Here is a 26,272-nt window from a genome sequence, read left to right on the forward strand (position 1 = left end):
TTTTTATCTTGGGAGGGCGAAGGATATAATAGAATTAACAAATGAACAGTTAGACGCGATTTGGTCAATACAACGCTTTGGCACGCCGTTTAATTTTGTGGACGATGATAATGATAAACCCGTAGATGTGTTGGAAATGGGCTGGTTTCATAGCCTGGTGGAAACAGGGTTCATAGGTAAGAAAGACGGAAAGCTGCAATGCATTGTTGACACATTTGATCTTCTATTCGTGATATATTTGTGTAACGATCGTGACATATCTGGAAGCGTCGGATATATACCGGATTTTAGGCCGAACATGGCGTTTGCTGAGCAGGGGCTTGTCTGTCCTTGGGAGCATTGCATCGAATTCATGCCACTCCCACCGCGGTCCAAGCAACAGATCGTAGAACACAAGAAGCACCTGCAGGAGATGTTTGATAAAGATGCTTATGCACACAAGACTCCTGAGGATATTGCTTTCCTACGTGGGATGCTAGAAGACCCTATACCAGAAGATGCGATAGACGGAGATGTCGATCCACTTGAATATGGTGGATGTCCAATCTTTGGACACTGCTGCCCAGGCGGAGTTTTACAGGCGAAGTTGTGTGCCGAACAAGAAAAGGTGGATGACGAAGAGACTTCTGGCTAGTTGTTTACGTTGAACTTGGACGGGCAACGCCCAGTTGAAATAGACACTCTTGTTAATCTACACCAGCCCGACCGCATTCGACTGGCGAGACAGCGGCGGGAATTGCAGTGCATGCAGAAAGGTCCGCTTCAGGAAACACAGCGAACCGTGTTGACTGACCTGCATGGGCGTAAACCAGACCTTTCTCGGCTTGCGCCCCCTGTCCGCGTTCCACCCAAACGATCACTGACGCTCGCCTCCCGCCCTACGCCCCCGCAAAAAACCCCTCCGACCGCGCGACAAACCCGAAACACTGCCGCACATCGTACAACGTCGCGGCCACACAACACTCCGGCGATGTCGTGCCACTGCAATCCTCTAGCAGCACACAATCGTCACCGAAGCAGCGTACGTCTTGCGGCGTGCCGAGAAGGCATTGATCCACATTGACGCCGGCAAACAGCAACGTCGTCACGCCGAGGTGGCGACGGAACGGATGGATCAGGCTGAGCGCGAAGCGGCCAAGAGGCCTTACGATCAGTCCGGGACGTAGAACCCATAAACGCCGGCCGATAGTTCTGCCACGGCGAAGCGGATGGGATGGTCAAGACTGCCGACGTCAACGACGCGGAAGGTGTGATGCTGGTTTGGGTAATTGGGGTGAGGAAGAACGACGGCAGGGTCTCCCGTGCGGCGCCATATCGCCTGCCACACCGCGACACCCCCGATTGTGAGGCCGTCGTCTTCAACCCCGACGTGAATGTTGCGCCAATTGCCCATGATGATCGTCTTAATGACGCTCGCCTCCTTACCCACGCCTCCGCCAAAACCCCTGCGACTTGCGACGAACCCGAAACACTGCCGCACATTGTATAGCGTCGCGGCCAGACAATACCCCGGCGATGTCGTCCCACTGCAATCCTCCAGCAGCACATAATCGTCACCGAGGCGGCTTGCGTCTTGCAGCGTGCCGAGCGCGCCTTGATCCACATTGACGCCGGTGAACAACACAGTCGTCGCGCCGAGGTTGCGCAGAATACTGTCCAGCGCGGTGTCACAGAACCCCATTTCGAGACGTGGGTGTCGCCCTCGTCCGGTGCCAACTCATCCACAACGCCAGTGGCCCAGCTCCAGCACGTGCGGGCTTGCCCGAGTCAGTGCATCGCCTAGGCCGGCGCCCCCGCCATCAGGCCTATACGCAGGCAGCAGCGTGGGCCGAGGTTCAGCCGGTCGGGCCGGCTGCCCCAAGTCACCCAAACCGCAGGCAATTCTTGACGCAAAGCCCGCCGAGGTGGCGTCCGAAGCCTCATGAGCCGCATCAAAGGCGATCCGAATACCAAACGAATAGGCCGAGTCGGACGGTGAAACAATCTCCGGAGTTGGCGGTTTCGTCGGCAGGGCGGCATCGCAGGGTCCCTGAGACCGGTCTGAACGGCCACGAAACCATCGACACAAGCGATTCAACTTCATACAAAGGTGCTCGGTAGACTGGGTAGCGTTGAGGCGTCAGGAGAACGACTTGAAACCGATCCAATTGCCGCGGGACGAGGCAGAGCGATTGTCGTCTCTGCATGCCCATGCAATCATGGATACGGCCGCAGACCCCTATCTCGACAGCTTGACGCGCATGACCGCGGGCAAACTCCATGTGCCGATCGTGCTCGTGAACCTGTTGGACTCCGATCGTCAGTGGGCGAAATCCGCCTTTGGCTTGCCGCGCGGGTACGAAGTGCCCCGCGACCTGGCGTTCTGCTCACAGACCATTCTCACCCCCGATCACGTCACCATTATCCGCGATGCCACCCTGGACACGCGTTTTGCCGACAATCCCTTCGTGACCGGAAAGCCTCGGTTTCGATTCTACGCCGGGGTTTCCATCATCGATGGCGAAGGTCGTGCGCTGGGCGCGCTCTGCGTGATCGACACGGCACCGCGCGACTTCACGGCCGCTGACAGCATCATCCTTTCGGAAATGGCAGAAAGCGTTTCAGCCCGCCTGGAACTCTATCATTCGAATGCTGCATTGCGAGAGAGCAAGGAACACTATCGCGTTGCCGTCGCCTCCAATCCTCACATGCGCTGGACCATGTCGGCGGACGGCAAGTCCGAGGAAGGGGAAGAGCGTTGGCAAGAAATGATTGGCTCATCCTATGAATATTCCAATAGCCAGGATTGGGTCAGGGCCGTTCACCCGGAAGATCTCTCCTCGGCGTTGACGGCGTGGTCGGCTTCCTTGCGGGAGGGTGAGCCGCTCGACATGGAGTATCGTCTGCGCCTCGCCGCTGGAAACTATCGTTGGTTTCGCGTGCGCGCGACGCCGAGACGTGACGTGACGGGCCGCATCATGCGGTGGTACGGCGTGGTGGAAGACATCCACGAGCGCAAGATTGCAGAAGCCACGCATCTTGAAACGGAAACCCGCCTGCGCCTGGCGCTCGATGTCGGTCGCTTGCGCACCTGGGAACTCGATCTGGCGTCGCGGCGACTGACGGCGTCGGATGTGAGCGTGATCAACTTCGGCCTTCAGCTTGGCGCCGCCGTCTCCGACTACGACACGGCGCTCGCACGCATGCATCCTGACGATGAACAGCGATACGGCAGGGAGGTGGAACAAGCCTGGGCAGCCGGCCAGGATCTTGAAATCGAATATCGCAGCATCTGGCCGGATGGCACGATCCATTGGATCAGGATCAACGGTCGACCCACGAAGGACATCGCCGGGAAAGCCGTCAGGCTGGTTGGCCTGTCGCTCGATATCACGGTGGAGCGTACGGCGGAGGAGGAGCGTCAGCGCGCCGAGGCCCGCATCTCCTATCTTGCGCGGCACGACCCCCTCACCGGCCTCGCCAACCGCCTGCTGTTCCATCAACGGCTTTCAGAGGCCATGGCGTCTGTGATGCCGGGGGTACGGGTGGCGCTTCTCCGCATCGACCTGGACGACTTCAAGGCCGTGAACGTGGCGATCGGTCATGCGGCCGGTGATAAGGTTCTCCAACATGCGGCGGATCGTCTGAAAGCGAGCGTGGGAGAGGAGGGTATGGTTGCCCGCTACGGCAGCGACGAGTTCGCGGTCATTCTGGGGAACGTGAATTCACCCGAACAGGTCGATCTTCTCAGCCGCCGGGTTTTGCAATCGCTGGGGGAGCCGATTGATGTTGGGGAAACCGATGTCGTCTTGGGCGGCAGCATTGGCATCTCCATGGCGCCAGACGATGCAACCAGCCCAGAGCAATTGCTCAGGAACGCGGATACGGCACTGCATCGCGCCAAGCTGACCAGTCGCGGAGGCTGCCAGTATTTCGACCAAGCCATGGACATCCATTTGCAGGTTCTGGTTGAACTGAAGCTGGACTTGCGGGATGCGCTGAGTCGAAACGAATTTCGTTTGTTCTATCAACCGCTCATCGACCTGGAAACTGGAATGGTCATCAGTTTCGAGGCTTTGATCCGCTGGCAGCACCCGGTCCGGGGTCTTGTTTCGCCCGCCGACTTCATCCCCCTTGCGGAGGAAACTGGCTGGATCGTGCCGATCGGGCGTTGGGCCTTGCAGGAGGCGTGTCGTGAAGCGGCAGGATGGCCGGGGACTGTCGGTGTGGCCGTCAATCTCTCCGCTGTGCAGTTCGGCAACAAGGATTTGGAGGCCGAAATCAGCATGGCCCTGTCAGAGTCAGGGCTTGCGGCCACACGTCTCGAACTCGAAGTGACGGAGACGCTGCTGCTTCAGGACAATGAGGCGAACGTTAAACTTTTGCGCGCCTTGCGGCAGACCGGCGTGCGCATTGCCATGGATGATTTCGGAACGGGATATTCGTCACTGGGCTATCTGCGCCGCTTTCCCTTCGACAAGATCAAGATCGACCAATCCCTCATCCGGGATTTACCAGATGGCGCCGGCGGCGATGCGATTGTCCAGGCCATCATCGCATTGGCCAATAGCCTTGGGATTTCGGTCACCGCAGAAGGGGTGGAGACGCAAGCACAGCGGGATTTCTTGAGCAGAAACGGCTGCGGGCAGGTGCAAGGCTATCTGTTCAGTCGCCCGGTTCCTGCGAACGACGTGCCAGCGCTCCTAGCCGAGACCCAGAAACCCCTCCGACCGCGCGACGAAGCCGAAACACTGGCGCACATTGTATAGAGTGGCGGCGACACAATACGCGGGCGATGTCGTGCCGCTGCAATCTTCCAGCAGCACGCAGTCGTAACCGAGGCAGCTGGCGTCTTGCAATGTGCCGAGCACGCATTGATCGACATTGACCCCGGCAAACAACAAAGTCGTCACGCCGAGGTTGCGTAGAATACTGTCCAGCGCCGTGTCCCAAAACCCCGACATGCGGTATTTCGACACGTGGATGTCACCCTCTTCCGGCGCCAGCTCATCGACAACGCCAGCGGACCAGCTGCCCTGCTCCAACACATGCGCGCCCGCACTGGGGAGCGGATCGCCGAGGCCGACGCCCGTGCCGTCCGGCTTATACACATGCAGCAGCGTGGGGCTGAGGTTCAGCCGATCTGGCCGGTTGCCCCAATTCACCCAAACCACCGGCACCTCTTGACGCCGCAACGCCGGCAGCAGCGCCGCGAGGGCCGGTATTGGCGCGCGCGTCGGGGCGACATCGACGCCGATATGCCCGAGCCAGCCCTGCGGATGACAGAAATCGTTCTGCATATCGATGACGATCATCGCCGTGCGCGCAAGATCGAGGGTGATCCGCTGCGGCGTCGATTCGATCGTCAGCGGTCGTGCCTCACGCGCCGTGCGGCGCAGATCGACCGTGGTTGGTGAGACCTGCCACTGGTTGCGCGCGCTCGACCCCAAAGCAATCATGCCGCTCCCTTCTTCAGACTCGGCCACGGCTAGCCTCCCAGCACCTTGAGATCCTCGGCATCCAATTCCATTGGATGGCCGCTGCGGATCAGCTCGGCGAAGCCTTCGTTCGGCGTCATGACCGTCAGGCAATAGAGCTTCGCGGTGCCGGTGTTATGAACGATGTGCTCATGACCGGGGCGCAGTAGAAGCGCATCCCCGGTCTTAAGCGGCGTCTCGGCCGTGCCGCAGCGCGCGATGCCTTCGCCGGACAGGACATAGAAGAACTCGTCCGCGTGGTTGTGCGTATTGGGCGGGGTGGCGCCGCCGGGCGTGAAGATCTCGACCACGAAAACATTCTTGATGCCGTCCTTCTCGGGGTCGAACAGAACCGCGAAGTAATTCGTGTCCGTCGGCGCGATGCGGAAAACCTTGGCCGCCGAAGCGGCCTCCTTGCCGAAGGCGATCATGGGTTGCTCCTTAGGGGCGATGAGAGGATAGGCAGGATCAGGCGCGAGGGCGTGTCCAGGCCGCTGGCGATGGTCAGCGTGATAACCTGGCAATCCGTGGCAAAGGTTGCGGCCGGTGCTGCGCCAGTGCCGGGGTTTACGGGATGCGCGGGAAAGCTGGCGCCGGCGAGGCTGAGGCGCAGCGCCACGCCGGGCCGGATCGTCGCGCAGAGCGCGCGCAGCGACACGCGGATCGGTAGCGGTTCGGCGGCGGTCACCCGGCGATAGCCTTGGGTGAGGATGATCGCCCGTCCCTCCGGCGTGATTTCGGACAAGACGGCGGAGATGTCGAAACACACGGCATCCGCTTCGACCCAAAGGTCGAGATCGACTCGGCCGGCCATGACAGCCTCGGCCTCGAACGGCGCCGAGGTGAAGCAGGCGATATCAGCGCGTGCATCGAGGGCGGTGCGGTCCTGCCGCCCCATGGGTGCCGCATCATGGCCGCCAAACGAGGGCACCGGCCGCCAGGGGTCATGCACCACCTCATCCCGCGCGGCCTCGGCGGGCGCATGTCGCAACACGCCATCGGTTGCGGTCGGCGTCGCGAGGCCGGAACTGCCGAGGTAAAGCGTGCCCTCGCCCGAGGGCCAGGCGGGGAAATGCCGCCACGTTTTCGCCGTCACATCGAACAGGTCGAGGCCGGTGGTGAGATGATCGCCGCCCGGTGAGTCCTTCAGGAAGCCGTCGAACCAGGCGAGTTGCAGGCGATCGATCTGCGCATCAGCCTCGGGCCCCATATCGCCGCCGGACATCCGCCCCCAGGGCAGATGCGGCCAAGGGCCCACCACCAGACGCTGCGGCTGATCGGACGCCGCGCGCACGGCCGCGAAAGTGTCCAGCGTACCCATCAGCATAGTGTCGTACCAGCCGCCGATATGCAGCATCGGCACGTCCATGCGCTTGCCGGCGAGGGCCGCGCGGGGCGAGGTGCGTCGCCAATAGGCGGCGTCATGGCCGTCGTTCTCGACCCAATCGGCGAAATGGCCGTAGTGGCGATAGCGGCGCAGCACATCGGGGAAGGCCGGCGTCTCGTCCTGCAGCGGCATCGCACGGGCGGCGCCGGACAGGGCGCGGACTGCCTCGGTATCGCTCTCCCGCGCGGCACGGATGGCGGCCATCTGGATGCCCCAGCCGATGCCATCGGCCAGGCGCAGCGCACCGCCCTCATAGGCCCAGTCGCCGTGCAGGTCCCAGCCCACCATGACCGGCGCCAGCGCCCCCAAAGCCGGCGCGCCACCGGCGAGCGCGAGCAATTGCGTCATGCCCTGGTAGGAGAAACCATACATGCCCACGCGACCGGTGGAGCCCGGCAGGGCCGCCGCCCAGGCGACGGCCTCGGCGCCATCCTCACGCTCCGTCTCGAAGGCGTGGAAGGTGCCCTCCGACGAACCCGTACCGCGCACATCCTGGATGACGACAATATAGCCTTGCGCCGCGTACCAGCGGGGATGGGCGAAGACGACGGTGGAGGCGATGCGGCGGCCATAGGGCTGGCGCATGAGCAGAACCGGATAGGGGCCGCCCTCCGCCGGACGATAAAGGTCGGCATCCAGCCGCACACCGTCCTGCGTGGTCATGGCAATCGTTTCGGGTCCGAGCACGCGTCTCATCTCAGGTCTCCGCCAGTGCCGGGAAGCGCAGGCGGGGCCGCACCTCCGCCTCGAACAGGGTCATCGACCGCCGCACCGCCGCCGTCGTCATGCCGGGGAGCTGCGGCATGATATCCAGCCGGTCGATGCCGGTTTCGGCGATATGGGCGTTCAAGGCGGCGGCCACATCCTCCGGCGTGCCGGCAAAGACATCGAGTTGCCGCCGCTGCTCGGCCGGCGTGGGTGCGGTGGGTGGCAGCAGGCCGTCGGCGACCGCCTGAGCGTGGTAACCCTTATGGCCGAGGGCGGCGAAGTAGATCGCGGTGGCCGTGGCGCATTCGGCCGCGGCCTCGGCCCGGCTTTCCGCCACGAAAGCGACCCGCACCCCACGCACCTGGCCATGGCCACCGGCCGCCCGATAGGCGCGCACAAAGGCGGCCTGCCGCACCCCGATCTCGGCCTGGCCGATAACGAGGTTGAGGTCGTGCGCGGCCGCGAAGGTGAGCGTCGGTTCGTCCCGCGCCGCGACCCAGATTTTTTCCACAAGCGCGGGACAAGGGCTAAGCGAGAAACCGATGTCGCCCTTGAGAGTGCCGAGAATCTCCGCCAGCAATGCGCGGTAGCGCGCCGCCTTTTCGGCGCGGGTCTCGCTCGCGCCCGGAAGCGTGGGACCCTGGCCAAGACCGAACTCCACGCGCCCCGGCGCGAGGAGATGCAGCATCGCCATTTCCTCGACCGAGCGGCGCGCGGAATTGGTCGAGAGGATCTTTACGCCTGTCCCGACCGCGATGCGGGTCGTCGCGCCCAGGACATAGCCGAGAAAGACTTCGGCCGCGGGCACGCGGCCATGGAAGGTGCCGGGCAGGCCGGGCGGCAGGTGATGCTCGCCGATCCAGACGGAGGCGAAGCCATGCGCCTCGGCATGGCGGATATCGTCCAGCGCCGTGGTGATCGCCGCGCGGTCGGTGACGCCGACCTCCGCCCACATTTGGTTGAAGATACCGACCCGCGTGCTCATGCGAGGCGGCCGGAGGTGGCGCGCGCCCAGGGCATCGCCCAGCGCTCGATCAGCACGATGAGGCCGACCAGCACCATGCTGGAGGCTGTGCCGATGAGCACCGCCGCCCAGACCTCATCATTGCGATACTGCGAACTCTCAAAGACGATGAGGTAACCGAGGCCGCGGTCGGCCGCGACCCATTCGGCGACGATGGCGGCGACGAAGCAGCTACAGGCCGAGAATTTCAGCGCCGTGAAGATGAATGGCAATGCCGCCGGCAGCCGCACCATCCAAAGCCGCTGAAATCCACTCGCCGACAGGCTGTGCAGCAACTCGCCAACCTCGGCATCCGCGCTGCGCAATCCGCGCATGCCGTTCACCAGCATCGGAAAGAAGACCAGGAAGATGGCGACGAGGATCTTCGGCTCCATGCCATCTCCGAAGCCGATGATGAGCGCCGGCGTGACGGCGCCGATGGGAATCGCCTGCGCCGCCATGGCGAGGGGCAGCACCGAGCGGCGACTGACCGGTGATCCCACGAACAGAATGGCCAGCAGCAGCCCTATGCTATTGCCGATGACGAGGCCGGTGATCGCCTCGGTGGCGGTGATGCCGGCATTGAAGGCGAGCACGCCGGCGTCATTCCAAAAGGCCGCCACAACCGCGAGCGGCGAGGGCAGCACCAGCGGGTCGATCCATTGCAGGGCCGTCACGGCCCACCACAGGATCAGCACAAGCACGAAGACCGCGACCGGGCCGAAGACGCGCCTCATGAGGTCGTCTCCGCCGCAAGCCAGGGCATAGCAAGCCGCTCCGCCAGGGTAACGAGGCCCACGAGGATCAGCGTCAATGCGGCCGTGACGACGACCGCCGCCCAGAGTGTGGGGATTTTGAAATACTGGCCCGAGATCACGATCAAATAGCCGAGGCCGACATTCGATCCGATCCATTCGCCGACGATGGCGGTGATGAAGGAGGCGGAGGCGCTGACCTTCAGCGCCGCGAACAGATAGGGCAGGGCGGCCGGCAGTTCGACCATCCGCAGCCGCTGCGGACTGGTGGCGGATAGGCTGTGCAGCAGCTCATGATAGCCGATATCGGCTTCCCGCAAGCCGCGCGTCATGTTGATGAGCATTGGAAAGAATGCGGCGATGGAGACCACGGTGAGGATCGCCGGCAGGCCGCGCCCGATGAGCAGCACGATCAGCGGCGTGATGGCGGCGATGGGCACCGCCTGGCTCGCCAGCGCCAGCGGGAAGAAGCACTGCCGTAGCCAGCGGGAGGAGGCCAGCAGAATGGCGGCGACGACGCCCGCGAAGCTGCCGAGGGCGAAGCCGCCCAAGGCCTCCATCGTCGTCGCCGTTCCGTGCCGCAGCAACACGGACGCGCTGGTGCAGAGTGCCTTGAGCAGCACCAGGGGCGCCGGCAGAAGGTAATTCGCGATGAAGCCATGCGCACTCAGCCAGGCCCAGAGGCCGACGATCAGGACGACGAGCATGGTCGGCGGCAGCACGACAGCGCCAGCGCGGGTGAGGCGTTCGGGCCTCATTCCGATACCCCTGTCGGTGTGATGTCCGCGCGGCTCATGCGCATCGGTGGTTGTTCCGGCTCAGAACTTCGGCATATCCGCTTGTTCGAGGATCGAGGTTGTCAGCACACCATCGGTCGGGATGACGGTGGACGTGACGCCGGCATCCTTGAGGTTCTGCGCCGTCTGTTGCCAGATCGACGGATCGAGCCAGAGAATGCCCTTTTCGGCGGTCAGCGCGCTTTTCATGTAAATGACCTGCTGCTCGGCTTGAAAGATCTGCTGTGCGCGGTCGAGCCCGTCGACGAAGTTGCCGTCGATAATATAGTTCGCGGCGGCCTTCGGATCCTTATAGAAACCAGACCAGCCTTTGCCGGTGGCGCGGAGGAATTTCACCAACGTCGCCTGGTTCGCGGCTTTGGCGAAATAGGCGCTTTTCACGAAGAAGGAATCGGCCTGCGCGTTAAGGCCGTATTTGCCGAGCGGCAACACCGTGGTCGGCACGCCCGCCTGCTGCACCAGCAGCGGCTCATTGAACGCAAAAGTGGTGATTTCGCAGCCGATGCGGCCGGCGATCAAAAGGGAGACATCATTCGGGCCGACCGTCATCGTTTTCACATCGGCCGGGGAGACGTTGTTCTTCTCCAGGAAGAGTTTGTAATAAGGTGCGGCATTGACCTTCACACCGACGGTCTTACCCTTGAGATCGGCGGGCACGGTGACGCCGCTATCCTTGCGACACGTCATGGCGATCGGCTGGGTTTGGAACTGGCCCGCGAAAACCATAAACTTTTCGCCGCGTCCCTCGGCGGCGAGAATGGGTTCGGGATTGTCGATGCCGATCGTCGCGATGCCGGCGGCGACCATCTGCACCTGATCGACGCCTTGGCCGGCGGGGATCAGCGTCACGTCCAGACCTTCGGCCTTATAGTAGCCGGCATGCAGCGCGTATTCCGGGCCATACATTTCGACATTGGGAATATAGCCGAGCACGACAGAAAGCTTCGTCATGCCGGCGGCCTCGGCATGGCCTGCGCCGATGTTGAGCATAGCGGCGCCCGCGAGAAGTGACGCTACCCAGAGATGACGAGTTCGCATTAAAACTTCCTCTTTCATGGCCAAGGTGAAGGTTCCGTTAGGCGGTCATGCTATGGCCGAGGGCGTGGCGCACCTCCGCCTCCAACCGGCCAAAGCGTGGGTCATCGCGCATCTCGGGCGTGCGGTGATGACCGAAATCGACATCGATGCGGCGCGTGATCCGCCCCGGTCGTGGTGACATGACAACGACGGTGTCGGACAGAATGATCGCTTCGCTGATCGAATGGGTGACGAGCAGAAGCGTCGCCTTCGTCTCCTCAAGGATGCGCAGCAACTCGAAATTGAGGCGGTCGCGCGTCAATTCGTCCAGCGCGCCGAATGGCTCGTCCATAAACAGGTAGGCGGGCTTCAGCGTCAGGGCGCGCGCGATGGCGGCGCGCTGCCGCATGCCGCCAGAGAGTTCCGAGGGATAGGCTTTTTCAAAACCCTTTAAGCCAACCATTTCGATCGCGGCTTCGGCGCGACGCCGACGCTCCGCACGATCGACACGCGCGACTTCCAACCCGAGTTCGACATTACCCAGCACCTTGCGCCAGGGAAGCATGACGGCGTTCTGGGAAACGAGCGCGAAGCGCCGCGAGGCGCGAGCCTGGGCGGGCGTCATGCCGCCGAGCAGCGCCGTGCCTGCCGTCGGCTTGACGATGTCGGACAGGATGCGCAGCAGCGTGGACTTGCCGCAGCCCGAGGCGCCGATCAGGGACACCCAGGACCCGGCCGCGACCTCAAGATCGCAACCGGAAAGGGCCGTGACGGTCTGGCTGCCGCGGCGATAGACCATCTCGACATTCTGGATCGACAGCCCGTCGGCCCGCACGGTCGCAGTCTGCGCCCGACTGGTGGTCGTGGCGGCGGAAGCCGAAAATTGAGGCAGGATTGCCGCGCCGGGGGTCGCAGAGACCATAAAACCCTCACACTATGCCGCGAAACGCGGCAGTGAAGGGGCATGGTCCGCTAAGATGACTGCCATGGGAACCGTTTTTTTGAGCGCGTTGCGATGCCTAATCGGCAGCGGTCAGGCCAGAAAAAGGGTCGTATGAGGGTCAGTGAGTAGTGAAAGGTAATCCATGATGAAAGCGCCGTCGTCGCATTGGTGGTGGGATCTCTCCACCAGGGAATTCGCCGAACTCGACATGAGCGGGATTGTCGCCATCCTGCCGGTGGGTGCGGTGGAGCAGCACGGCCCGCATTTGCCTGTGCGCGTCGATGCCGCAATCAATGCCGGTATCCTGGCGCGCGCGGTAGCCCTGATGCCCGCCGATATGCCGGCGCTGGTTCTGCCCGCGCTGCCGATCGGCAAATCCAATGAGCATATCGCGTTCCCCGGCACACTGACTCTGCCGTATGAGCTGCTCGCGAGGCTGTGGTTCGAGGTCGCGAAGAGCGCGTGGCGTGCCGGCGTGCGCAAGATCATCCTGTTCAATTCCCATGGCGGCCAGCCGCAGGTGATGGAGATCGTCTGCCGGGAATTGCGCGTGGAACTCGGTATGTTTGCCGTGGGCGCGAGTTGGTTCCGCACCATCAACTCCAGCGACCTCTATAGCGCGGGGGAAGTCCGGCACGGCATCCATGGCGGCGAGTCCGAAACCTCGGTCATGCTGCATCTCCATCCCGATCTGGTGCAAATGGCGCATGCTGCGGATTTCGTGCCGCGTTCGGTGGAATTGGAGCGTACGAATGTGCTGCTGACGCCCGAAGGCGGCGTGGGCTTCGGTTGGCAGGCGCAGGATCTGCACCCCGGCGGCGCTTGCGGCAATGCGGCTGCGGCCGACGCGGCACGGGGTGCCGTGCAGGTGGAGCGCGCGGCGCAGGCGCTCTTGGGGCTGATCGCGGAAGTGCAGGCCTATCCGATGGCGGCGGTCACTGCGAAGACGGCATATAACGGGTGAGCACTGGCGTCTCACGGCGGAATACGCTGCGCTTTTCCGCCCTACGATGCCGCACGTCGCGTAGGGTGGAAAAGCGCAGCGCATTCACCTCATCCACTCACAGCCGTGGCCGCGATGGCGATCTTGATCTGCTCCGCCAGGAGGCTCGTGAGGGCGTCGACGCCCCGATCCCGCCCGATGAGCATCAGGGTCTGCACCCGGCCCCGCAACTCATGCACCGGAATATAGGCGAGCCGGCCAGCCCGCTTCTCCCATTCGATATCGAAGGGCGTGAGGAAGGTGATCGCCTGGTCCAGCATCGCGGCATGCCGCATGACCTCGATCGAATTCGTCTCCAAGGTCGGCTCGATCTGGAGGGAGGTTCCGGCAAAGGCATCGTTCAGGTAGGGGCGGATCGCCATCCCCTCCTCCGCGACGATCAACGGATAATCCGCGCAATCACTGAGGCGGAGCAGGCTGCGGCTCGCCAGAGGGTGATCGGGCGCCATGACCGCGCCCAGCCGGCCGACGCGGGAGGCCAGCACGCGGAAGGTAGCATCGCGTGGGAAATCGAAGCCGAGACCCATATCGGCCTCCCCCGCCGCAACGGCCGCCATGATCTCATGCCCCGTCGGCAGCAATCGCAGCGTGAGCTTCACGCGGGGGGAGCTGCGGCGGAAATCCACGGCAATACGCGGCACCATATTCGCGGCCAGGCCGCTCATAATGGCGAGCGTGATTTCACCGCGCCGCAGGCCCTTCAATTCCTCAATACGGCGCTGGACCCGCTCCATGTCCTTCAGTGTCTGGCGCACATGCCGGATCATGATCTCCCCGGCCGTGGTCGGCATCAGCTTGCGCGGCAGGCGTAGAAACAAGGGCGTGCCAAGCTCCGCCTCCAGGGCCAGGATCTGGCGGTTGATGGCGGAGGAGGCGACGTTGAGGCGCGTTGCGGCCTTGCGCATGGAGCCGAGACGCGCGACCTCATCGAGATAGGTCAGGAGACGGCTATGGAGCATGGTGACTCTCCTGCGGCAGCATGAACACGCGGACTGTCCGCTTTTAGGCAGCGCATCAGGTGGGATTCAAATGCTTTTACCAACCCGCCGTGGTGGTGTCTTATGGTGCGCCTCTCGCCGGTCCCTTTTTGCCTGGAGCCACGCTGCGATGCTGACGACATGACGCTCCCTGAAATTCCCACCACCGTCTGGCTGCGTGGTGCGGCGCTTCCCGCCGGCACGATCGATGACCCGTCATTGATGCGGCTCGGCGTGCCGCGCGAGGGCTATCTGCATGACGCCGATCTGCGCATCGAAGACGGCGTCATTGCCGCGATCGAACCCGCTGGCACGGCGCCGGAGGGTATCGACCTCGCCGGCGGCATCGTCTGGCCGTGTTTCGTCGATATGCACACGCATCTCGACAAGGGCCATGTCGTGCGTCGCACGCCCAACCCGGACGGCACCTTCTTCGGTGCATTGACGGCGACGGGCGCGGATCGCGCGGCCTTCTGGACTGCCGAGGATATCGCCGCACGGATGGAGTTCGGGCTGCGCTGTGCCTATGCCCATGGCGTCGGTGCCATCCGCACCCATCTCGATAGTTTTGGCGACCAGGCCGAGATTTCCTGGGGCGTCTTCCGGGACATGCGGGCGCGGTGGGAGGGGCGGATCGCGCTCCAGGCCGTCGCCCTGGTGACCATCGACCAATATGCGGAAGACTTCGGCGCGACGCTGGCTGCGTTGGTGGCTCGCTCTTCCGGTGTTCTCGGTGCCGTGACGCGGTTGAGTGGCGCAGACCATGGGCCGGTGACGGAGATCGACGGATTGCTCGACCGCCTGTTCATCCAGGCCAAAACACATGGTCTCGATGTCGATCTGCATGTCGATGAGACGGATGACGTGTCGGCCTTTACCCTGCCGCGCATTGTGGCGGCTGTGGAGCGCCACGATTTCCAAGGCCGTGTCACCTGCGGGCATTGCTGCAACCTGGCACTTCAGCCGGAGGAAGTCGCCGCCGCGACAATCGCCGCTTGCGCCCGGCTGGGCATCACCATCGTCACGCTCCCATCTGCGAATATGTATTTGCAGGATCGTGTGAATGGGCGGACGCCGCGTTGGCGCGGCGTCACGCTCGCGCATGAACTCAAGCAGGCTGGCGTGTCGGTGGCGGTTGCAACCGACAATTGCCGCGACGCCTTTGTGCCCTATGGCGACCACGACACGCTCGACAGTTTCCGCTTTACGGTGCGGGTGTCACATCTCGATCACCCTTATGGTGACTGGGGTGGCAGCATTACGCGCCAGCCGGCGGAGACGATGGGATTGGCCACGATCGGTGCTATAGGCGTCGGGCGTTCAGCGGATTTGGTGCTGACACGCGCGCGGAGTTTCGACGAGTTGGTGTCGCGCCCTCAGGCGGACCGCAGGGTCTTGCGATCGGGCCGCGCGATTGACACCACGCTGCCGGATTATGCGGAACTCGACCATCTGGCGAAGGCGACGCCGCGCAGCACGGAGGGGCCGAGCGCGGCGTGAGGACGCGACAGTGGCGTAGGGCGGAAAAGCGCAGCGTATTCCGCATCACCCTGCCGGTGCGGAGAAGAGGTATTTGCGCTCGCTCTTGAAGTCGAAATCGGGATCGTCCCAGGCGATCATCTTGCCGGGATTGAGCAATCCCTTGGGATCGACCTCACGCTTGAAGGCCAGTTGGCCGAGGTCGGAGCGCTTCATTCCGCCTTCCTCCAGCGTGTAGCGATGGGGATTGAAGACGAGGCACCCATTCGCCTCGAACAGTCGCACGATCTCGTCCAACCGTTCCTCCGTTGTGAACCGGATCAGCGGCAGGCCTGAACAGACAACGCGACCGTCGAAACGGATGAACTCCAAATGATCGGACATCTCGGGGCCGATCAGCGCGCTCATGCGCGCGACGGCCGCGAGATGATCGGGAAAAGGATACAGCGTCTGCAAATAGGTGATCGTGGGATCGACCCGCCGGGCGACGAGCGTCGTGTGGTTCCAGGTCAATTCGAACAGCGGTGGCATCGTGCGCTGCGCCTCCGCCGAGATCTGGTCGGAACGAAACACCGTCTCGCCCTGGTGCCGCCGGACGAAGGCGTCGAGCGCGGCGGCCGAGTGCGGCGCCACCATGATCAAGACCGCCGCCTGATCGTGGCGGATGAATTTACCGTGGGCGCTGAAATACTCATGCGCGATCGGCGCCGCCATGACGGACAATTCCTTCAACAGGATGCCGTCCTCATTGCCCAGGCGGTCGGCGAAGGCGGCCGCGCGCTCCATGCTCTCAAAGCCGACCATGACATCGATCCAGTCATAGGCGGGCGCCAAAGGCATTTCGCATGCGGTGATGATGCCGTTGGTGCCATAGGCATGGGCGACCTTGGCGATCTCATCGCCCTCCAACACCAGCACGCGTGGGCTTGCTTCCATGGTAACGACGCGCAACCGTGTGACATTGCCGATGTTGCGCAAGCCGCCCCAGCGAATGGATCCGACGCCGCCTGACCCGCCGGCGATGAAGCCGCCGATGGAGGCGGTGCGGTGGGTGGAGGGGAACATGCGCAGTTCCTGGCCGGAATGCGCGCGGGTTGCGGCGTCAATCTTGCCGAGCAGCGCGCCGGCACCGGCGGTCACGGTGCCCGGCCCGATATGCGTGATGGCATTCAGCCCGCCGAGGCTGAGTACCATGCCGCCTGACAGTGGCATCGCCTGGCCGTAATTGCCCGTGCCGCTGCCGCGGGGCGTCACTGGCACATCGGCGTCAAAGGCGGCCGCGATCGCTTGGCAGACCTCGGCTTCTGTGGTGGGGCTCACTACGAGATCGCCGGTGACGTGGTCGAGGTCGCGCTTGAGGATCGGGGAATACCAGTAGAAGTCGCGGCTCTTTTTGCGAACGAGTCCGGGCTCGTCCTCCACCACCAGACCCACCAGATTCGCCTTCAGCCGCTCAAGATCGCGCATGCTCATCCTTCGCTAATTTTCACGCCGCACTGCGCTCTCATGCCAGTGGCGGAGGAGAAGATATTCGATGGCGCTCATCGCGCCGAAAATCGCGATCCCGAGGAAGGACAGCAGACCGAGAGCCGCGAACATGCGTGGAATATCGAGCCGGTTTCCCGATTCGATGATGCGCCAGGCGAGGCCGGTGGAGGTACCGCTGCCGGCGACGAATTCGGCCACAACGGCGCCGATGAGCGACAGGCCGCCGGAGATCTTCATGCCCGCGAGGAGGTAGGGCATGGCACTCGGGAATTGGATTTCGGTGAGAATGCGCCAGCGCGAGGCGCCGTAAAGCTGCATCAGGTTACGCAGATTATGATCGGTCGATCGCAAGCCGAGCGTGGTGTTCGACAACACGGGAAAGAAGGCGACGATCCAAGCGAGGATGAGCAGCGCGGTGCGCACATTGTCATACCCGACCCAGATGATGATCAGCGGCGCGATCGACACCACCGGCGTGACCTGAAGGATGACGGCATAGGGGAAGAAGGCGGTGGCGATGAATTCCGATTGCGAAAACAAAACCGCCAGTGCCACGCCGCCGACAACTGCGAGCACGAAAGCCTCGATCGTCACGGTGAGCGTGAACCAGAGGGAGCCCATAAGGCTCCAGAAATTCGCGATCAGCGCCGTCCAGATCAAGGTCGGTTTGGGTAGCACGAATTTCGGAACCTGCAGCCAACCGACCAGGAATTGCCATAGGGCGAGAAAAGCGATGCCGACGAGAATGGGCAGCAGGATGCGAAGAACCGTGCCGCGATAGTCGGCGCGCTGGGGAATGGGTGCGATCACCGTCATGCGGTTGCCCGATCATCCAGGGTGGCATGCAACTCGGCGGAGACCATGCGGCAATAGTCGTTATAGGCGGTGGTCATGCGGAAGGCTTCGGAGCGCGGATAGGGCGCGTCGATGCTGAGATCTGCCGTGACGCGACCCGGCCGCGCGCCCATGACCACGATGCGGTTGGAGAGATAGACCGATTCATAGACGCTATGGGTCACAAAAATGACAGTCCAATCGTGGCCCGCCCAGAGGCGGAGCAGATCGTCATTGAGGCGAAACCGTGTGATCTCGTCCAGCGCCGCGAAAGGCTCATCCATGAGGAGCACGGCAGGCCGCGTGATCAGTGCACGCGCAATCGAAACGCGCATCTTCATGCCGCCGGATAGCTCACGCGGATAGGCGCGCGCGAAATTCTCCAACCCGACCATGGCGAGCGCATCCATGATTCGTGGCCGGGCATCCTTGCGAGACAGGCGCTGGAGTTTCAGCGGCAGGTAGACATTGTCGAAGACCGTCGCCCAGGGCATGAGCGTCGGCTCCTGAAAGACGAAACCGAGATCCCGCTTCGGGCGGCCCTGGGCATCCTGCGGCGCGTCCGGCCAGTCGATCCGGCCGTTCGTCAGATCACCAAGGCCGGCGATGAGGCGCAGCAGCGTGCTCTTGCCACAGCCGCTCGGCCCCAACAGGCTGACGAATTGGGCGCGACCGATGGTGAGGTTGACGTCGCGGAGGGCCACGGTGCCGTTGCCATAGGCCTTGCCGACGCTGTCGAGGGTGACGATCGGTCTTTGCGCGACGAGCGGGCGCGGAGGCGCGACAAGGCCGGACAGGTCCATGCTGGTCGTTGGGCGTGTCAGGGCTTGGCCATTTTCAGGCTGAGACCCTTATTGACGAATTGCAGCGTGTAGCTCGTCTTATAGGCAAGCGTCTTCGGGTAGACGCCTTCTTGCGACATGACGTTGAAGAACTGGCTCCAGCGCGCGTCTGTCATCGCGCCGATCCCGAGGGCTGCGGCATCGCCACCCTCGATCATGCCCTGAGCCTTCATCGTCTTGATGGCATAGGCGATCACGCCGTCATTCTCATCGGGGTCGTTCTGCTTGATGAGCGCGTTCGCGGGTGAGGGGTCACCATGGAGATAGTCGTACCAGCCTTCGATGGACGCATTGACGAAGGCCTGCACGACATCCGGATGAGCATCGACCATTTTGTCGGAGACCATGACGAGTGAGGCATAGGACGGATACCCCGCATTGGCGAAAAGGAAGACCTGCGGGGAGAAGCCACCCTGCTGCGCGACCAGATAGGGTTCGGAGGAGATATAGCCCTGCTGGATGGCCTTCGCGTTGACCAGGAAAGGCGCCATGTTGAAGGTATAGGGACGGATCTGGCTGTCCGTATAGCCGTAATTGGCCTTGAGCCAGAGGAAGTAGGTATTGGCGGCACCTGAGGAAATCAGGATCGGCTTGCCCTTGATATCGGCGAGGCTTTTGATGTCGCTGCGCGGATGCGTCATCAAACATTGCGGGTCCTTCTGGGACACCGCCATGACAGCTACGACTTTCGCCCCAGCCTGGACCAGATTCAGCGGGCCGAAACTATTCGAGCCGATTGCGAAATCGATGGCGCCGGCAGCCAGCAACTGCATATTGTCGATGCCGGGGCCGCCCTGCCGAATGGTGACATCAAGACCGGCCTTCTTATAAAGGCCGAGCGCCAAAGCCTCATAATAGCCGCCATGCTCGGCCTCGGCCTTCCAGTCCGTCACGAAGACGATCTTGGTGTCGGCGGCCTCCGCCGGCTGAAACCGAAATACCAGGGCCGCTGTGATGGCGGCAAAGACGATCAGCTTCAGCAGCTTGCGCATCGACACGTCGCCTCCATTCTACGGCCCACAGACAGCATAATTCTTCAGCATCCAAGAAGCATCAAAATTTGCGCGTGATGCTGCCTTTGAGAGAGCGGTCGCTATGACAGACCGCTTGCGGGCGGTGATGTGACGAGAGACCGGATGCGCTCGGCCATTGCAGGCGTCACTGGATTGTAGACGAGCATGCTGAGATCGGGACGGCCATCGACGGCGAAGGCCGAATATTCCAACTCGATTGGGCCCAGGATCGGATGCCGGAGGCGCTTGAGCCCCTCCCCATGGGAGACCACGTCATTTTCACGCCAGAGCGCTTCGAACTCGGGGCTGAGTCGACAAAGCTCATCCACGAGTTGGGCCACTTCCGACACTGCGCCGGCGCGCGCCGCATCTGCCCTGAAGGCACCGACCACGAAGCGGGCAATGCTGTCCCAGTCATGTTGCGCGGCGCGGACATGGGGTTTGCCGAACATGATGCGCAGGATGTTGCGCTCACCCACCGGGAGCGCGCCATAGTCCATGAGCACCACAGCGGCCGCGCGATTCCACGCGATGACGTCCCAGGTTGCGGTCTTCACGATGGCGGGACTGACCTCAAGGACATCGAGCACACGTTGCAAACGCGGTGTCACGCCTTCGGCCGCCTTGTAGCGGACCTCAGGCGGGCGACCGAGTGCAAGCAGAAACATGTGTTCGCGTTCGGGCTCGGTCAGCATCAAGCCGGCGGCGATCCGGTTCAAGACATCAGCCGAGGGGGCGCCGCCGCGCCCTTGTTCCAGCCACGTATACCATGTCGGGCTGATGTTGGAGCGTTGGGCGACTTCCTCGCGGCGAAGCCCCGGCGTTCGCCTGCGCGCCACCGGAAAACCGAAGGCGGCGGGATCGAGCCGCGTGCGGCGATCCTTGAGATAGGTTCCCAGCAGATTGTCGGCTTCGGCGGTCATGCTGATCCTGTTGATGATTATACTAGGATAAAGTCACTACTTTAACGGGATGCAACCGTAGCCGATATCAGCCGGCGAACACCACGGGAGAGTTTGACCATGCGCGTATTTGTCACGGGCGCCACCGGCTTCATCGGCACCGCCCTCGTGCCCGAACTCATTCACGCAGGACATCAGGTGCTTGGCCTGACACGGTCGGATGCCGGCGCCCAGTCTCTCATTGCCGCTGGCGCCGAGGTGCATCATGGCACGCTTGAAGACCCGGAGAGTTTGCGCCGCGGGGCGGCCGAGGCGGACGGCGTCATCCATTGCGCCTTCGATCACGACTTTTCGAACTTCGTCGCGAATTGCGACAAGGACAGGCGCGCGATCGAGGCTCTCGGCGCCGCCCTTGTCGGGTCGAACCGGCCCCTGGTCATTACTTCGGGGACGGGCATGGGAAGCCGCGCGCATGGCCAACCCGCGACGGAGGACGTGTTCAACACCGATCACCCGAATCCGCGCATCGCTTCGGAACTCGCCGGCGCCGCGGTCTTGGCGTCTGGCGTCAACCTGTCGGTGGTGCGCCTTCCTCAAGTCCATGACACGGTCAAGCAGGGACTGATCACGCCCCTGATCGCGGTGACGCGCGAGAAGGGCATCTCCGCCTATTTGGGCGACGGTTCCAACCGCTGGCCGGCTGCCCATATTTCTGACGTCGCCCGACTCTATAGGCTGGCGCTGGAGAAACGGGAACCAGGCGCACGATATCACGCTGTGGACGAAGAGGGCGTTTCAGCGCGCGACATCGCGGAAGCCCTTGGCCGAGGCTTGAAGATCCCGGTGGTCTCCCTGTCGGCGGAGGAAGCGCCGGCCCATTTCGGGTGGCTCGCGATGTTCATCGGCATGGACTTTCCCGCGTCGAGTGCCTGGACGCGGGAGGTTCTCGGTTGGCACCCGACGGGTCCCGGGTTGATTACGGATTTGGAGAATATGAAGTACTAGCTGTACCGTCACCCGCGGATCAAGTCCGCGGGTGACGATTGTTGGTATGTTGTTCGGGAAACTCCGGCCCCGCGTCATAAAACATCGTCGCCGGGCACCGCTGCATGAAATCGTAAACCACCTGACCGAGCGGCTGCTTCGGCCGCTCGGCCGCCGGTTGCAGAAACGGCATCGCCACCCGCAACGCCGCGAGGGCCGCTGACGGTACGCGTCCAAATCCGCGGCCGGGCTTTTGGACACGGCGCAGATCCATCCAAACACTCGCCGCCAATATATCTTGCGCCAGGAGATGAAACGCCGTCTCCACGGCCTGGCGGGCGCGTTGGGTCTTGATGCGGGTTTGCGCTTCGAGATCTTCGACCGTCGCGAAGATCGCGAGACCGGCGGGTGTGACCGGCGCGCCCATGCCGGCCAGCTCCTGCCACAGGTCACTCGGCAGAAACGGATCCAGATTCGGAAGCTGGCTGCAATCCTCTGCCGACAGAATGTCGCTGGGCCGGATGACGGTGAAGAAGGGATTGCGGAAACGCTCGATCCGCTGGGCGACGGCAACGCCCATATTGGTCAGCGCAATCGTAAAGGCCTCGATCTGATTGGCTATGGGATAAGGATCCCAATTGGCATTGGACAGGATATAGCCGGATTTGCCACCGCTCAGCGGGCCACCTTTGACGTGGTATTTCATGAACTGCGGCGTGCTGAGCTCCCAAGACTCCTCCGGTGTCACACCGGGCAGCACGGCGGGATTGTGATCGGCGGCATTGATCGACAGCAGCACGGAGGCGCGTAGATCCGCCCAGGCCTGCCAGGCGGATCCCTGCCGCTGGCTGGAAGCGCGGATGCTTTCGGGATCCTGGATCAGGCGTGTGTCGTCATCATCGAACAGGTAGCTGCCCTTGATCATGTCCATGATGCGGGCCGCGTTCCAGGTTAGCCAGGGATAGGGCCGCATGGCCTGAACCGGCGCCGCGATGGGCGTGACGCTGGAATTCATGCCCAGCAGAACCATCGCATAGGCCAGATCCGCCCAGTTCAGCAGGGCGCGCGCATCCTCCACCAGAAGCACGACCTGCGCCTGCGCATAGGCATTGGTGCTGATGAAGGTCGCGCAATCCGCGCCGAAGGGTTCCAACGGTGCCAAGCCCGCCAAACGAAGGGCCTCGGCGGCCGGCATCCGCATGCCGGCGTAATAGGCCTCGCCCTCCCCGATCATGGCGGCGGCGATATTGCTCATCGGCAAGAGATCGCCCTCACCGAGCGTGCCGCGCGATTGCACGACGGGCGTAATGCGGGCGTTGAGCATGGCGATCACCATGCGCGTCAGTTGCGGGCTCGCCGCGTCATAGGTCATGGTATTGGCGCGGATCGCCATCATGGCGCGTACCAGCGCTTCCTCATGCAATTCGGGGCCGTATCCCGCCGTCGCCCCTTCGCGGAAAGCCGCCATCTGCTGCGCGCGGAGCAGCGCCGTATTCTCGGGCGTCGTCGGGTCGCCGGAGAAGATGATGGTTTCGCGCTGATCGCCGCAGCCCCGGTTGAACCAGTAGATCGTGACCCCTTCGGCGGCACCCTGGAGCAGCAGGCCATAGGCATCGGCAGAGCGCTGCGTGGCTTCGGCGCTCAGAGCGACTTTCGCGCCGCCGCGCGCGATGGCGATGACCTGTGGGATGGTCAGGTCGCGCCCGGTCAAGGTGATGGTGGTGTCGGCGGCGGTCGGGTTGATGGGCTCGTAGGGAAGCTGATTGGCCATGAAGGCTCCAAGGGCGGCGCGGCATTTGTCTACACATAACAGAAGCGCGAGCCCAGACGTCTGGTGCTTTGGCAAGGGCCGCACGATACTTGGATTATGTCGGGCGGCCTGATGGCACGCTTGTCGGGGGAGAACTGCCATGACGCGTTCCGGTAGGGATGTCATGTGGGCGGAGGCGCTGGCGATGCTGGCACGCACCGAACGCCTGCAACGCGAGGCCTTCCAGCCCTCGGCCATCGGCTGGGAACCCCCGATCGACGTGCTGGAGACGGAGACGGATCTGCTCGTGGTGGTCGCGCTTCCGGGCGTCAAGCGCGAGGATATGGAGATCGTCGTCGGCCATGGCGAATTGACCGTGCGCGGCACGCGGCGCTGGCCGGGGCTGGAACGGCCGGCGCGGGTGCATCGCATCGAATTGCCGCATGGCCGCTTCGAGCGGCGGCTGCCCCTGCCGCCCGGCGCCTATACGCTTCTCGGCCAGGAATACACGGATGGTTGCCTGCTCATCACCCTGCAAAGGCTCGACTGATGGACGCCTCCCCCAATGACGCCGTGCTATCCGCCGACAACTTGATCCTCGTCGCGGTGACAGACACGGTTCTGCTGCCCGGCCTCGTCGTGCCTCTCGCCATCGGCCGCCCCTCGGCGGCGGCGGCGTTGCAGGAAGCCGCGCGCACCGAAAAGCATGTCGCGGTCATTCTACAACGCGAGCCCTTTGCCGAAACGCCGGGCCTGGTGGACTTGCATAGCATCGGCACCGAAGCGCGCCTGCTGCGCTATTTCACCGGGCGAGACGGATCTCATAACGCCATCGTCCAAGGCGTCGGCCGGGTGCGGGTCGAGGCGATGGCCAGCACCTTGCCCCATCCGGTGGTGTTGGTCAGCCGCATCCCCGAGCCGACCGATGTCGGGGCGGAGATTGAGGCGCGGGTCCATCAATTGCGCGAGCGTGCGCTGGAGGTGCTGAGCCTCGTCGAGCAGGCGCCGCCGGAACTCGCGGCCACCGTCCGCTCGATCGAGCCTGCGGGCGCGCTGGCCGATTTCGTCACCGGCCTGCTGGATCTGACGCCTTTCGAAAAGCAGGAGATTCTGGAAACCGTGGCACTGGTGCCGCGCCTGGACCGGGTCATTACCCGGCTTGCCTATCGGCATGAGGTTCTGCGGCTATCGCATGACATCGGCCAGCAGACCCGCACCGCCATGGAAGGCCGCCAGAGGGAATTCCTGCTCCGTGAGCAGCTCAAGGCCATCCAGAAGGAGCTGGGCGAGGCGGATGACATCGCGCCTGAGCTCGCAGACCTCAAGCGCAAGCTGGATCAGGCTGGCATGCCGGAGGATGTCGCCCTTCAAGCGCGGCGCGAAATGCGCCGGCTGGAAAAGATGCCCGAGGGCGCGGCCGAGGCCGGCATGGTGCGATCCTATCTCGAATGGCTGACGGAACTGCCTTGGGTGATCAAGGATGAGGCGCCGATCGATATCCCCGAAGCGCGCCGCGTGCTCGACGCCGATCACTTCGGAATGGAGAAGATCAAGCGGCGGATTCTGGAATTCCTCGCCGTCCGCAAGCTCAATCCGGAAGGGCGCGGGCCGATCCTGTGCTTCGTTGGGCCGCCGGGCGTGGGCAAAACCTCTCTTGGGCAATCCATCGCCCGCGCCATGGGCCGCAAGTTCATCCGTGTCAGCCTCGGCGGCGTGCATGACGAGGCCGAGATCCGCGGCCATCGCCGCACCTATGTCGGTGCCATACCGGGTAATATCATCCAGGCGGTGCGCCGCGCGGGTGAGCGCGACTGCGTCATGATGCTGGACGAGATCGACAAGCTGGGCGCCGGCGGCTTCCAGGGCGACCCGGCCTCCGCCATGCTCGAAGTGCTGGACCCGGAGCAGAACGGCACCTTCCGCGATGCCTATCTTGGCGTGCCCTTCGACCTCAGCCGGGTGCTGTTCATCGCGACCGCCAATCAGCTCGATACCATTCCAGGACCGTTGCGGGACCGCATGGAAGTGGTGTCCCTGTCGGGCTATACCGCCGAGGAGAAGGCGGTGATCGCGCGCGGCCATCTGATCCCCCGCCAGCTCACGCAGAATGGCTTAACGGAGGCGGCGGTCGATCTCGATGACGCCGGGCTTAACCTGATCATCGACGGCTATACGCGCGAAGCGGGCGTACGCGGCTTGGAGCGTGCGATTGGCGCAGTGTTCCGCAATGTGGCCGTGCGGGTGGCCGAGGGCGAGAAAGCCCATGTCCATCTCGACGTCGATGAAGTGGCCAGCATTCTCGGCCCGCGTCGTTTCGATGCCGATGTGGCGCAGCATGCCTCCATCCCCGGCGTCGCCACAGGTCTGGCCTGGACGCCGGTCGGCGGCGATATCCTGTTCATCGAAGCGAGCCGGATGCCCGGCAACGGTCGGCTGATCCTGACGGGCCAGTTGGGCGATGTGATGAAGGAAAGCGCCCAGGCGGCGATGAGCCTGCTGAAGACGCGGGCGGCGAAGATGGGCATCGATCCCGCGCTGTTCACGGATAAGGACGTGCATGTGCATGTGCCGGCCGGTGCCACGCCGAAGGACGGCCCCTCGGCGGGTGTCGCCATGTTCCTGTCCCTCGCCTCATTGATGACGGAACGGGCAATTCCCCCGACCACGGCCATGACCGGGGAGATCAGTCTGCGCGGGCTGGTTCTGCCCGTCGGCGGCATTCGCGAAAAGGTCATCGCAGCGGCGCGGGCCGGCATCGATACGGTGATGCTGCCGGCCAAGAATAGGCGCGATTATGACGACATTCCGGAAAGCGCGCGCAATCGGCTGAAATTCATTTGGCTCGACACGGTCGATGATGCCGTGGCGGCGACGATCGGCATGGATGTATCAGGGGAAGCTGGGCTAGAAACGCCCGTCGATTTATTGAAATAG

At 63.3% G+C, this 26,272-nt stretch carries 24 protein-coding genes; 7 read left to right on the plus strand and 17 right to left on the minus strand.

Annotation, left to right across the window (positions count from 1 at the left end; all coding sequences use genetic code 11):
* Positions 1-97 precede the first annotated feature (97 nt).
* Positions 98-634 carry a hypothetical protein gene (locus QP803_RS00005; RefSeq protein WP_284945636.1) on the plus strand — a complete coding sequence of 179 codons (537 nt, stop codon included), beginning with the start codon at positions 98-100 and terminating at the stop codon, positions 632-634.
* Positions 635-878: 244 nt separating this feature from the next.
* Here the strand turns inward: QP803_RS00005 and QP803_RS00010 are convergent, their stop codons facing one another.
* Positions 879-1,088 (minus strand): isochorismatase family protein, encoded by a 210-nt coding sequence (locus QP803_RS00010; protein ID WP_284945637.1) that lies wholly within the window; start codon positions 1,086-1,088, stop codon positions 879-881.
* 62 nt (positions 1,089-1,150) lie between these two features.
* Positions 1,151-1,681: an isochorismatase family protein gene (locus tag QP803_RS00015; protein ID WP_284945638.1), complete on the minus strand. Its 531-nt coding sequence runs from the start codon at positions 1,679-1,681 to the stop codon at positions 1,151-1,153.
* A gap of 451 nt (positions 1,682-2,132) precedes the next feature.
* On the opposite strand from QP803_RS00015, the gene QP803_RS00020 reads away from it, so the two are divergent.
* Positions 2,133-4,748: a sensor domain-containing phosphodiesterase gene (locus QP803_RS00020; protein WP_284945639.1), complete on the plus strand. Its 2,616-nt coding sequence runs from the start codon at positions 2,133-2,135 to the stop codon at positions 4,746-4,748.
* Here QP803_RS00020 and QP803_RS00025 read toward each other — a convergent pair.
* Genes QP803_RS00025 through QP803_RS00060 form a run of 8 tightly spaced genes read right to left on the minus strand, consistent with a single transcriptional unit; the run spans position 4,683 to position 12,045 of the window.
* Positions 4,683-5,465 (minus strand): cysteine hydrolase family protein, encoded by a 783-nt coding sequence (locus QP803_RS00025; RefSeq protein ID WP_284945640.1) that lies wholly within the window; start codon positions 5,463-5,465, stop codon positions 4,683-4,685. The two genes, QP803_RS00020 and QP803_RS00025, sit on opposite strands and share 66 nt — an antisense overlap.
* A gap of 2 nt (positions 5,466-5,467) precedes the next feature.
* Positions 5,468-5,887 carry a cupin domain-containing protein gene (locus QP803_RS00030; protein WP_284945641.1) on the minus strand — a complete coding sequence of 140 codons (420 nt, stop codon included), beginning with the start codon at positions 5,885-5,887 and terminating at the stop codon, positions 5,468-5,470.
* Complete coding sequence (locus QP803_RS00035; protein WP_284945642.1) at positions 5,884-7,539, minus strand: CocE/NonD family hydrolase; 1,656 nt, start codon at positions 7,537-7,539, stop codon at positions 5,884-5,886. The genes QP803_RS00030 and QP803_RS00035 overlap by 4 nt, the downstream gene beginning before the upstream one ends.
* A gap of 1 nt (position 7,540) precedes the next feature.
* Positions 7,541-8,536: an LLM class flavin-dependent oxidoreductase gene (locus QP803_RS00040; RefSeq protein WP_284945643.1), complete on the minus strand. Its 996-nt coding sequence runs from the start codon at positions 8,534-8,536 to the stop codon at positions 7,541-7,543.
* Positions 8,533-9,291 (minus strand): ABC transporter permease, encoded by a 759-nt coding sequence (locus QP803_RS00045; RefSeq protein WP_284945644.1) that lies wholly within the window; start codon positions 9,289-9,291, stop codon positions 8,533-8,535. The genes QP803_RS00040 and QP803_RS00045 overlap by 4 nt, the downstream gene beginning before the upstream one ends.
* The gene (locus tag QP803_RS00050; RefSeq protein ID WP_284945645.1) at positions 9,288-10,067 is read right to left on the minus strand and encodes an ABC transporter permease; all 780 of its coding nucleotides are present in this window, start codon (positions 10,065-10,067) and stop codon (positions 9,288-9,290) included. The genes QP803_RS00045 and QP803_RS00050 overlap by 4 nt, the downstream gene beginning before the upstream one ends.
* Positions 10,068-10,127: 60 nt before the next feature.
* Positions 10,128-11,144, minus strand: coding sequence for an ABC transporter substrate-binding protein (locus tag QP803_RS00055; protein WP_284945646.1), 1,017 nt, complete (start codon positions 11,142-11,144; stop codon positions 10,128-10,130).
* Between the two features lie 37 nt (positions 11,145-11,181).
* A complete protein-coding gene (locus QP803_RS00060; RefSeq protein WP_284945647.1) occupies positions 11,182-12,045 on the minus strand; it encodes an ABC transporter ATP-binding protein in 864 nt (287 codons plus the stop codon).
* A 163-nt stretch (positions 12,046-12,208) separates the two neighbouring features.
* Between QP803_RS00060 and QP803_RS00065 the strand changes: the two genes are divergently transcribed.
* Entirely contained in the window at positions 12,209-13,030 is an 822-nt protein-coding gene (locus QP803_RS00065) for a creatininase family protein (protein WP_284945648.1), read from the plus strand.
* 89 nt (positions 13,031-13,119) lie between these two features.
* Here the strand turns inward: QP803_RS00065 and QP803_RS00070 are convergent, their stop codons facing one another.
* Entirely contained in the window at positions 13,120-14,028 is a 909-nt protein-coding gene (locus QP803_RS00070) for a LysR family transcriptional regulator (protein ID WP_284945649.1), read from the minus strand.
* Between the two features lie 159 nt (positions 14,029-14,187).
* On the opposite strand from QP803_RS00070, the gene QP803_RS00075 reads away from it, so the two are divergent.
* Complete coding sequence (locus QP803_RS00075; protein ID WP_284945650.1) at positions 14,188-15,546, plus strand: cytosine deaminase; 1,359 nt, start codon at positions 14,188-14,190, stop codon at positions 15,544-15,546.
* Between the two features lie 45 nt (positions 15,547-15,591).
* On the opposite strand, the gene QP803_RS00080 is transcribed toward QP803_RS00075, so the two are convergent.
* From QP803_RS00080 to QP803_RS00100, 5 genes are all read right to left on the minus strand, one after another.
* Positions 15,592-16,992 (minus strand): FAD-binding oxidoreductase, encoded by a 1,401-nt coding sequence (locus QP803_RS00080; protein WP_284945651.1) that lies wholly within the window; start codon positions 16,990-16,992, stop codon positions 15,592-15,594.
* A 12-nt stretch (positions 16,993-17,004) separates the two neighbouring features.
* Positions 17,005-17,829 (minus strand): ABC transporter permease, encoded by an 825-nt coding sequence (locus QP803_RS00085; RefSeq protein WP_284945652.1) that lies wholly within the window; start codon positions 17,827-17,829, stop codon positions 17,005-17,007.
* Positions 17,826-18,650 (minus strand): ABC transporter ATP-binding protein, encoded by an 825-nt coding sequence (locus QP803_RS00090; protein WP_284945653.1) that lies wholly within the window; start codon positions 18,648-18,650, stop codon positions 17,826-17,828. The genes QP803_RS00085 and QP803_RS00090 overlap by 4 nt, the downstream gene beginning before the upstream one ends.
* 17 nt (positions 18,651-18,667) lie before the next feature.
* Positions 18,668-19,681 carry an ABC transporter substrate-binding protein gene (locus QP803_RS00095; RefSeq protein WP_284947999.1) on the minus strand — a complete coding sequence of 338 codons (1,014 nt, stop codon included), beginning with the start codon at positions 19,679-19,681 and terminating at the stop codon, positions 18,668-18,670.
* 101 nt (positions 19,682-19,782) lie between these two features.
* Positions 19,783-20,625, minus strand: a complete 843-nt coding sequence (locus tag QP803_RS00100) for a helix-turn-helix transcriptional regulator (protein WP_284945654.1) — start codon at positions 20,623-20,625, stop codon at positions 19,783-19,785.
* Between the two features lie 99 nt (positions 20,626-20,724).
* Here QP803_RS00100 and QP803_RS00105 point away from each other — a divergent pair, with 99 nt between their 5' ends.
* Positions 20,725-21,609 (plus strand): SDR family oxidoreductase, encoded by an 885-nt coding sequence (locus QP803_RS00105; RefSeq protein WP_284945655.1) that lies wholly within the window; start codon positions 20,725-20,727, stop codon positions 21,607-21,609.
* Positions 21,610-21,628: 19 nt separating this feature from the next.
* Here QP803_RS00105 and QP803_RS00110 read toward each other — a convergent pair whose 3' ends face one another.
* Positions 21,629-23,359: an aromatic amino acid ammonia-lyase gene (locus QP803_RS00110; RefSeq protein WP_284945656.1), complete on the minus strand. Its 1,731-nt coding sequence runs from the start codon at positions 23,357-23,359 to the stop codon at positions 21,629-21,631.
* A 139-nt stretch (positions 23,360-23,498) separates the two neighbouring features.
* Here QP803_RS00110 and QP803_RS00115 point away from each other — a divergent pair, with 139 nt between their 5' ends.
* Positions 23,499-23,888, plus strand: a complete 390-nt coding sequence (locus tag QP803_RS00115) for an Hsp20/alpha crystallin family protein (protein WP_284945657.1) — start codon at positions 23,499-23,501, stop codon at positions 23,886-23,888.
* Positions 23,888-26,272, plus strand: coding sequence for an endopeptidase La (gene lon / locus QP803_RS00120; RefSeq protein WP_284945658.1), 2,385 nt, complete (start codon positions 23,888-23,890; stop codon positions 26,270-26,272). The genes QP803_RS00115 and lon overlap by 1 nt, the downstream gene beginning before the upstream one ends.

Origin of the sequence: Acidisoma sp. PAMC 29798 (assembly GCF_030252425.1) — a bacterium.
Lineage (GTDB): Bacteria > Pseudomonadota > Alphaproteobacteria > Acetobacterales > Acetobacteraceae > Acidisoma > Acidisoma cladoniae.

What these genes read in the sequence shown, in the direction of transcription:
- QP803_RS00075 (WP_284945650.1), top strand. Translation starts at nt 14,188, where the DNA reads ATGACGCTCCCTGAAATTCCCACCACCGTCTGGCTGCGTGGTGCGGCG.
- QP803_RS00050 (WP_284945645.1), bottom strand. Translation starts at nt 10,067, where the DNA reads ATGAGGCCCGAACGCCTCACCCGCGCTGGCGCTGTCGTGCTGCCGCCG.
- QP803_RS00015 (WP_284945638.1), bottom strand. Translation starts at nt 1,681, where the DNA reads ATGGGGTTCTGTGACACCGCGCTGGACAGTATTCTGCGCAACCTCGGC.
- QP803_RS00090 (WP_284945653.1), bottom strand. Translation starts at nt 18,650, where the DNA reads ATGGACCTGTCCGGCCTTGTCGCGCCTCCGCGCCCGCTCGTCGCGCAA.
- QP803_RS00055 (WP_284945646.1), bottom strand. Translation starts at nt 11,144, where the DNA reads ATGCGAACTCGTCATCTCTGGGTAGCGTCACTTCTCGCGGGCGCCGCT.
- QP803_RS00095 (WP_284947999.1), bottom strand. Translation starts at nt 19,681, where the DNA reads ATGCGCAAGCTGCTGAAGCTGATCGTCTTTGCCGCCATCACAGCGGCC.
- QP803_RS00030 (WP_284945641.1), bottom strand. Translation starts at nt 5,887, where the DNA reads ATGATCGCCTTCGGCAAGGAGGCCGCTTCGGCGGCCAAGGTTTTCCGC.
- QP803_RS00040 (WP_284945643.1), bottom strand. Translation starts at nt 8,536, where the DNA reads ATGAGCACGCGGGTCGGTATCTTCAACCAAATGTGGGCGGAGGTCGGC.
- QP803_RS00080 (WP_284945651.1), bottom strand. Translation starts at nt 16,992, where the DNA reads ATGCGCGATCTTGAGCGGCTGAAGGCGAATCTGGTGGGTCTGGTGGTG.
- QP803_RS00035 (WP_284945642.1), bottom strand. Translation starts at nt 7,539, where the DNA reads ATGAGACGCGTGCTCGGACCCGAAACGATTGCCATGACCACGCAGGAC.
- QP803_RS00115 (WP_284945657.1), top strand. Translation starts at nt 23,499, where the DNA reads ATGACGCGTTCCGGTAGGGATGTCATGTGGGCGGAGGCGCTGGCGATG.
- QP803_RS00100 (WP_284945654.1), bottom strand. Translation starts at nt 20,625, where the DNA reads ATGACCGCCGAAGCCGACAATCTGCTGGGAACCTATCTCAAGGATCGC.
- lon (WP_284945658.1), top strand. Translation starts at nt 23,888, where the DNA reads ATGGACGCCTCCCCCAATGACGCCGTGCTATCCGCCGACAACTTGATC.
- QP803_RS00070 (WP_284945649.1), bottom strand. Translation starts at nt 14,028, where the DNA reads ATGCTCCATAGCCGTCTCCTGACCTATCTCGATGAGGTCGCGCGTCTC.
- QP803_RS00065 (WP_284945648.1), top strand. Translation starts at nt 12,209, where the DNA reads ATGATGAAAGCGCCGTCGTCGCATTGGTGGTGGGATCTCTCCACCAGG.
- QP803_RS00105 (WP_284945655.1), top strand. Translation starts at nt 20,725, where the DNA reads ATGCGCGTATTTGTCACGGGCGCCACCGGCTTCATCGGCACCGCCCTC.
- QP803_RS00060 (WP_284945647.1), bottom strand. Translation starts at nt 12,045, where the DNA reads ATGGTCTCTGCGACCCCCGGCGCGGCAATCCTGCCTCAATTTTCGGCT.
- QP803_RS00045 (WP_284945644.1), bottom strand. Translation starts at nt 9,291, where the DNA reads ATGAGGCGCGTCTTCGGCCCGGTCGCGGTCTTCGTGCTTGTGCTGATC.
- QP803_RS00110 (WP_284945656.1), bottom strand. Translation starts at nt 23,359, where the DNA reads ATGGCCAATCAGCTTCCCTACGAGCCCATCAACCCGACCGCCGCCGAC.
- QP803_RS00085 (WP_284945652.1), bottom strand. Translation starts at nt 17,829, where the DNA reads ATGACGGTGATCGCACCCATTCCCCAGCGCGCCGACTATCGCGGCACG.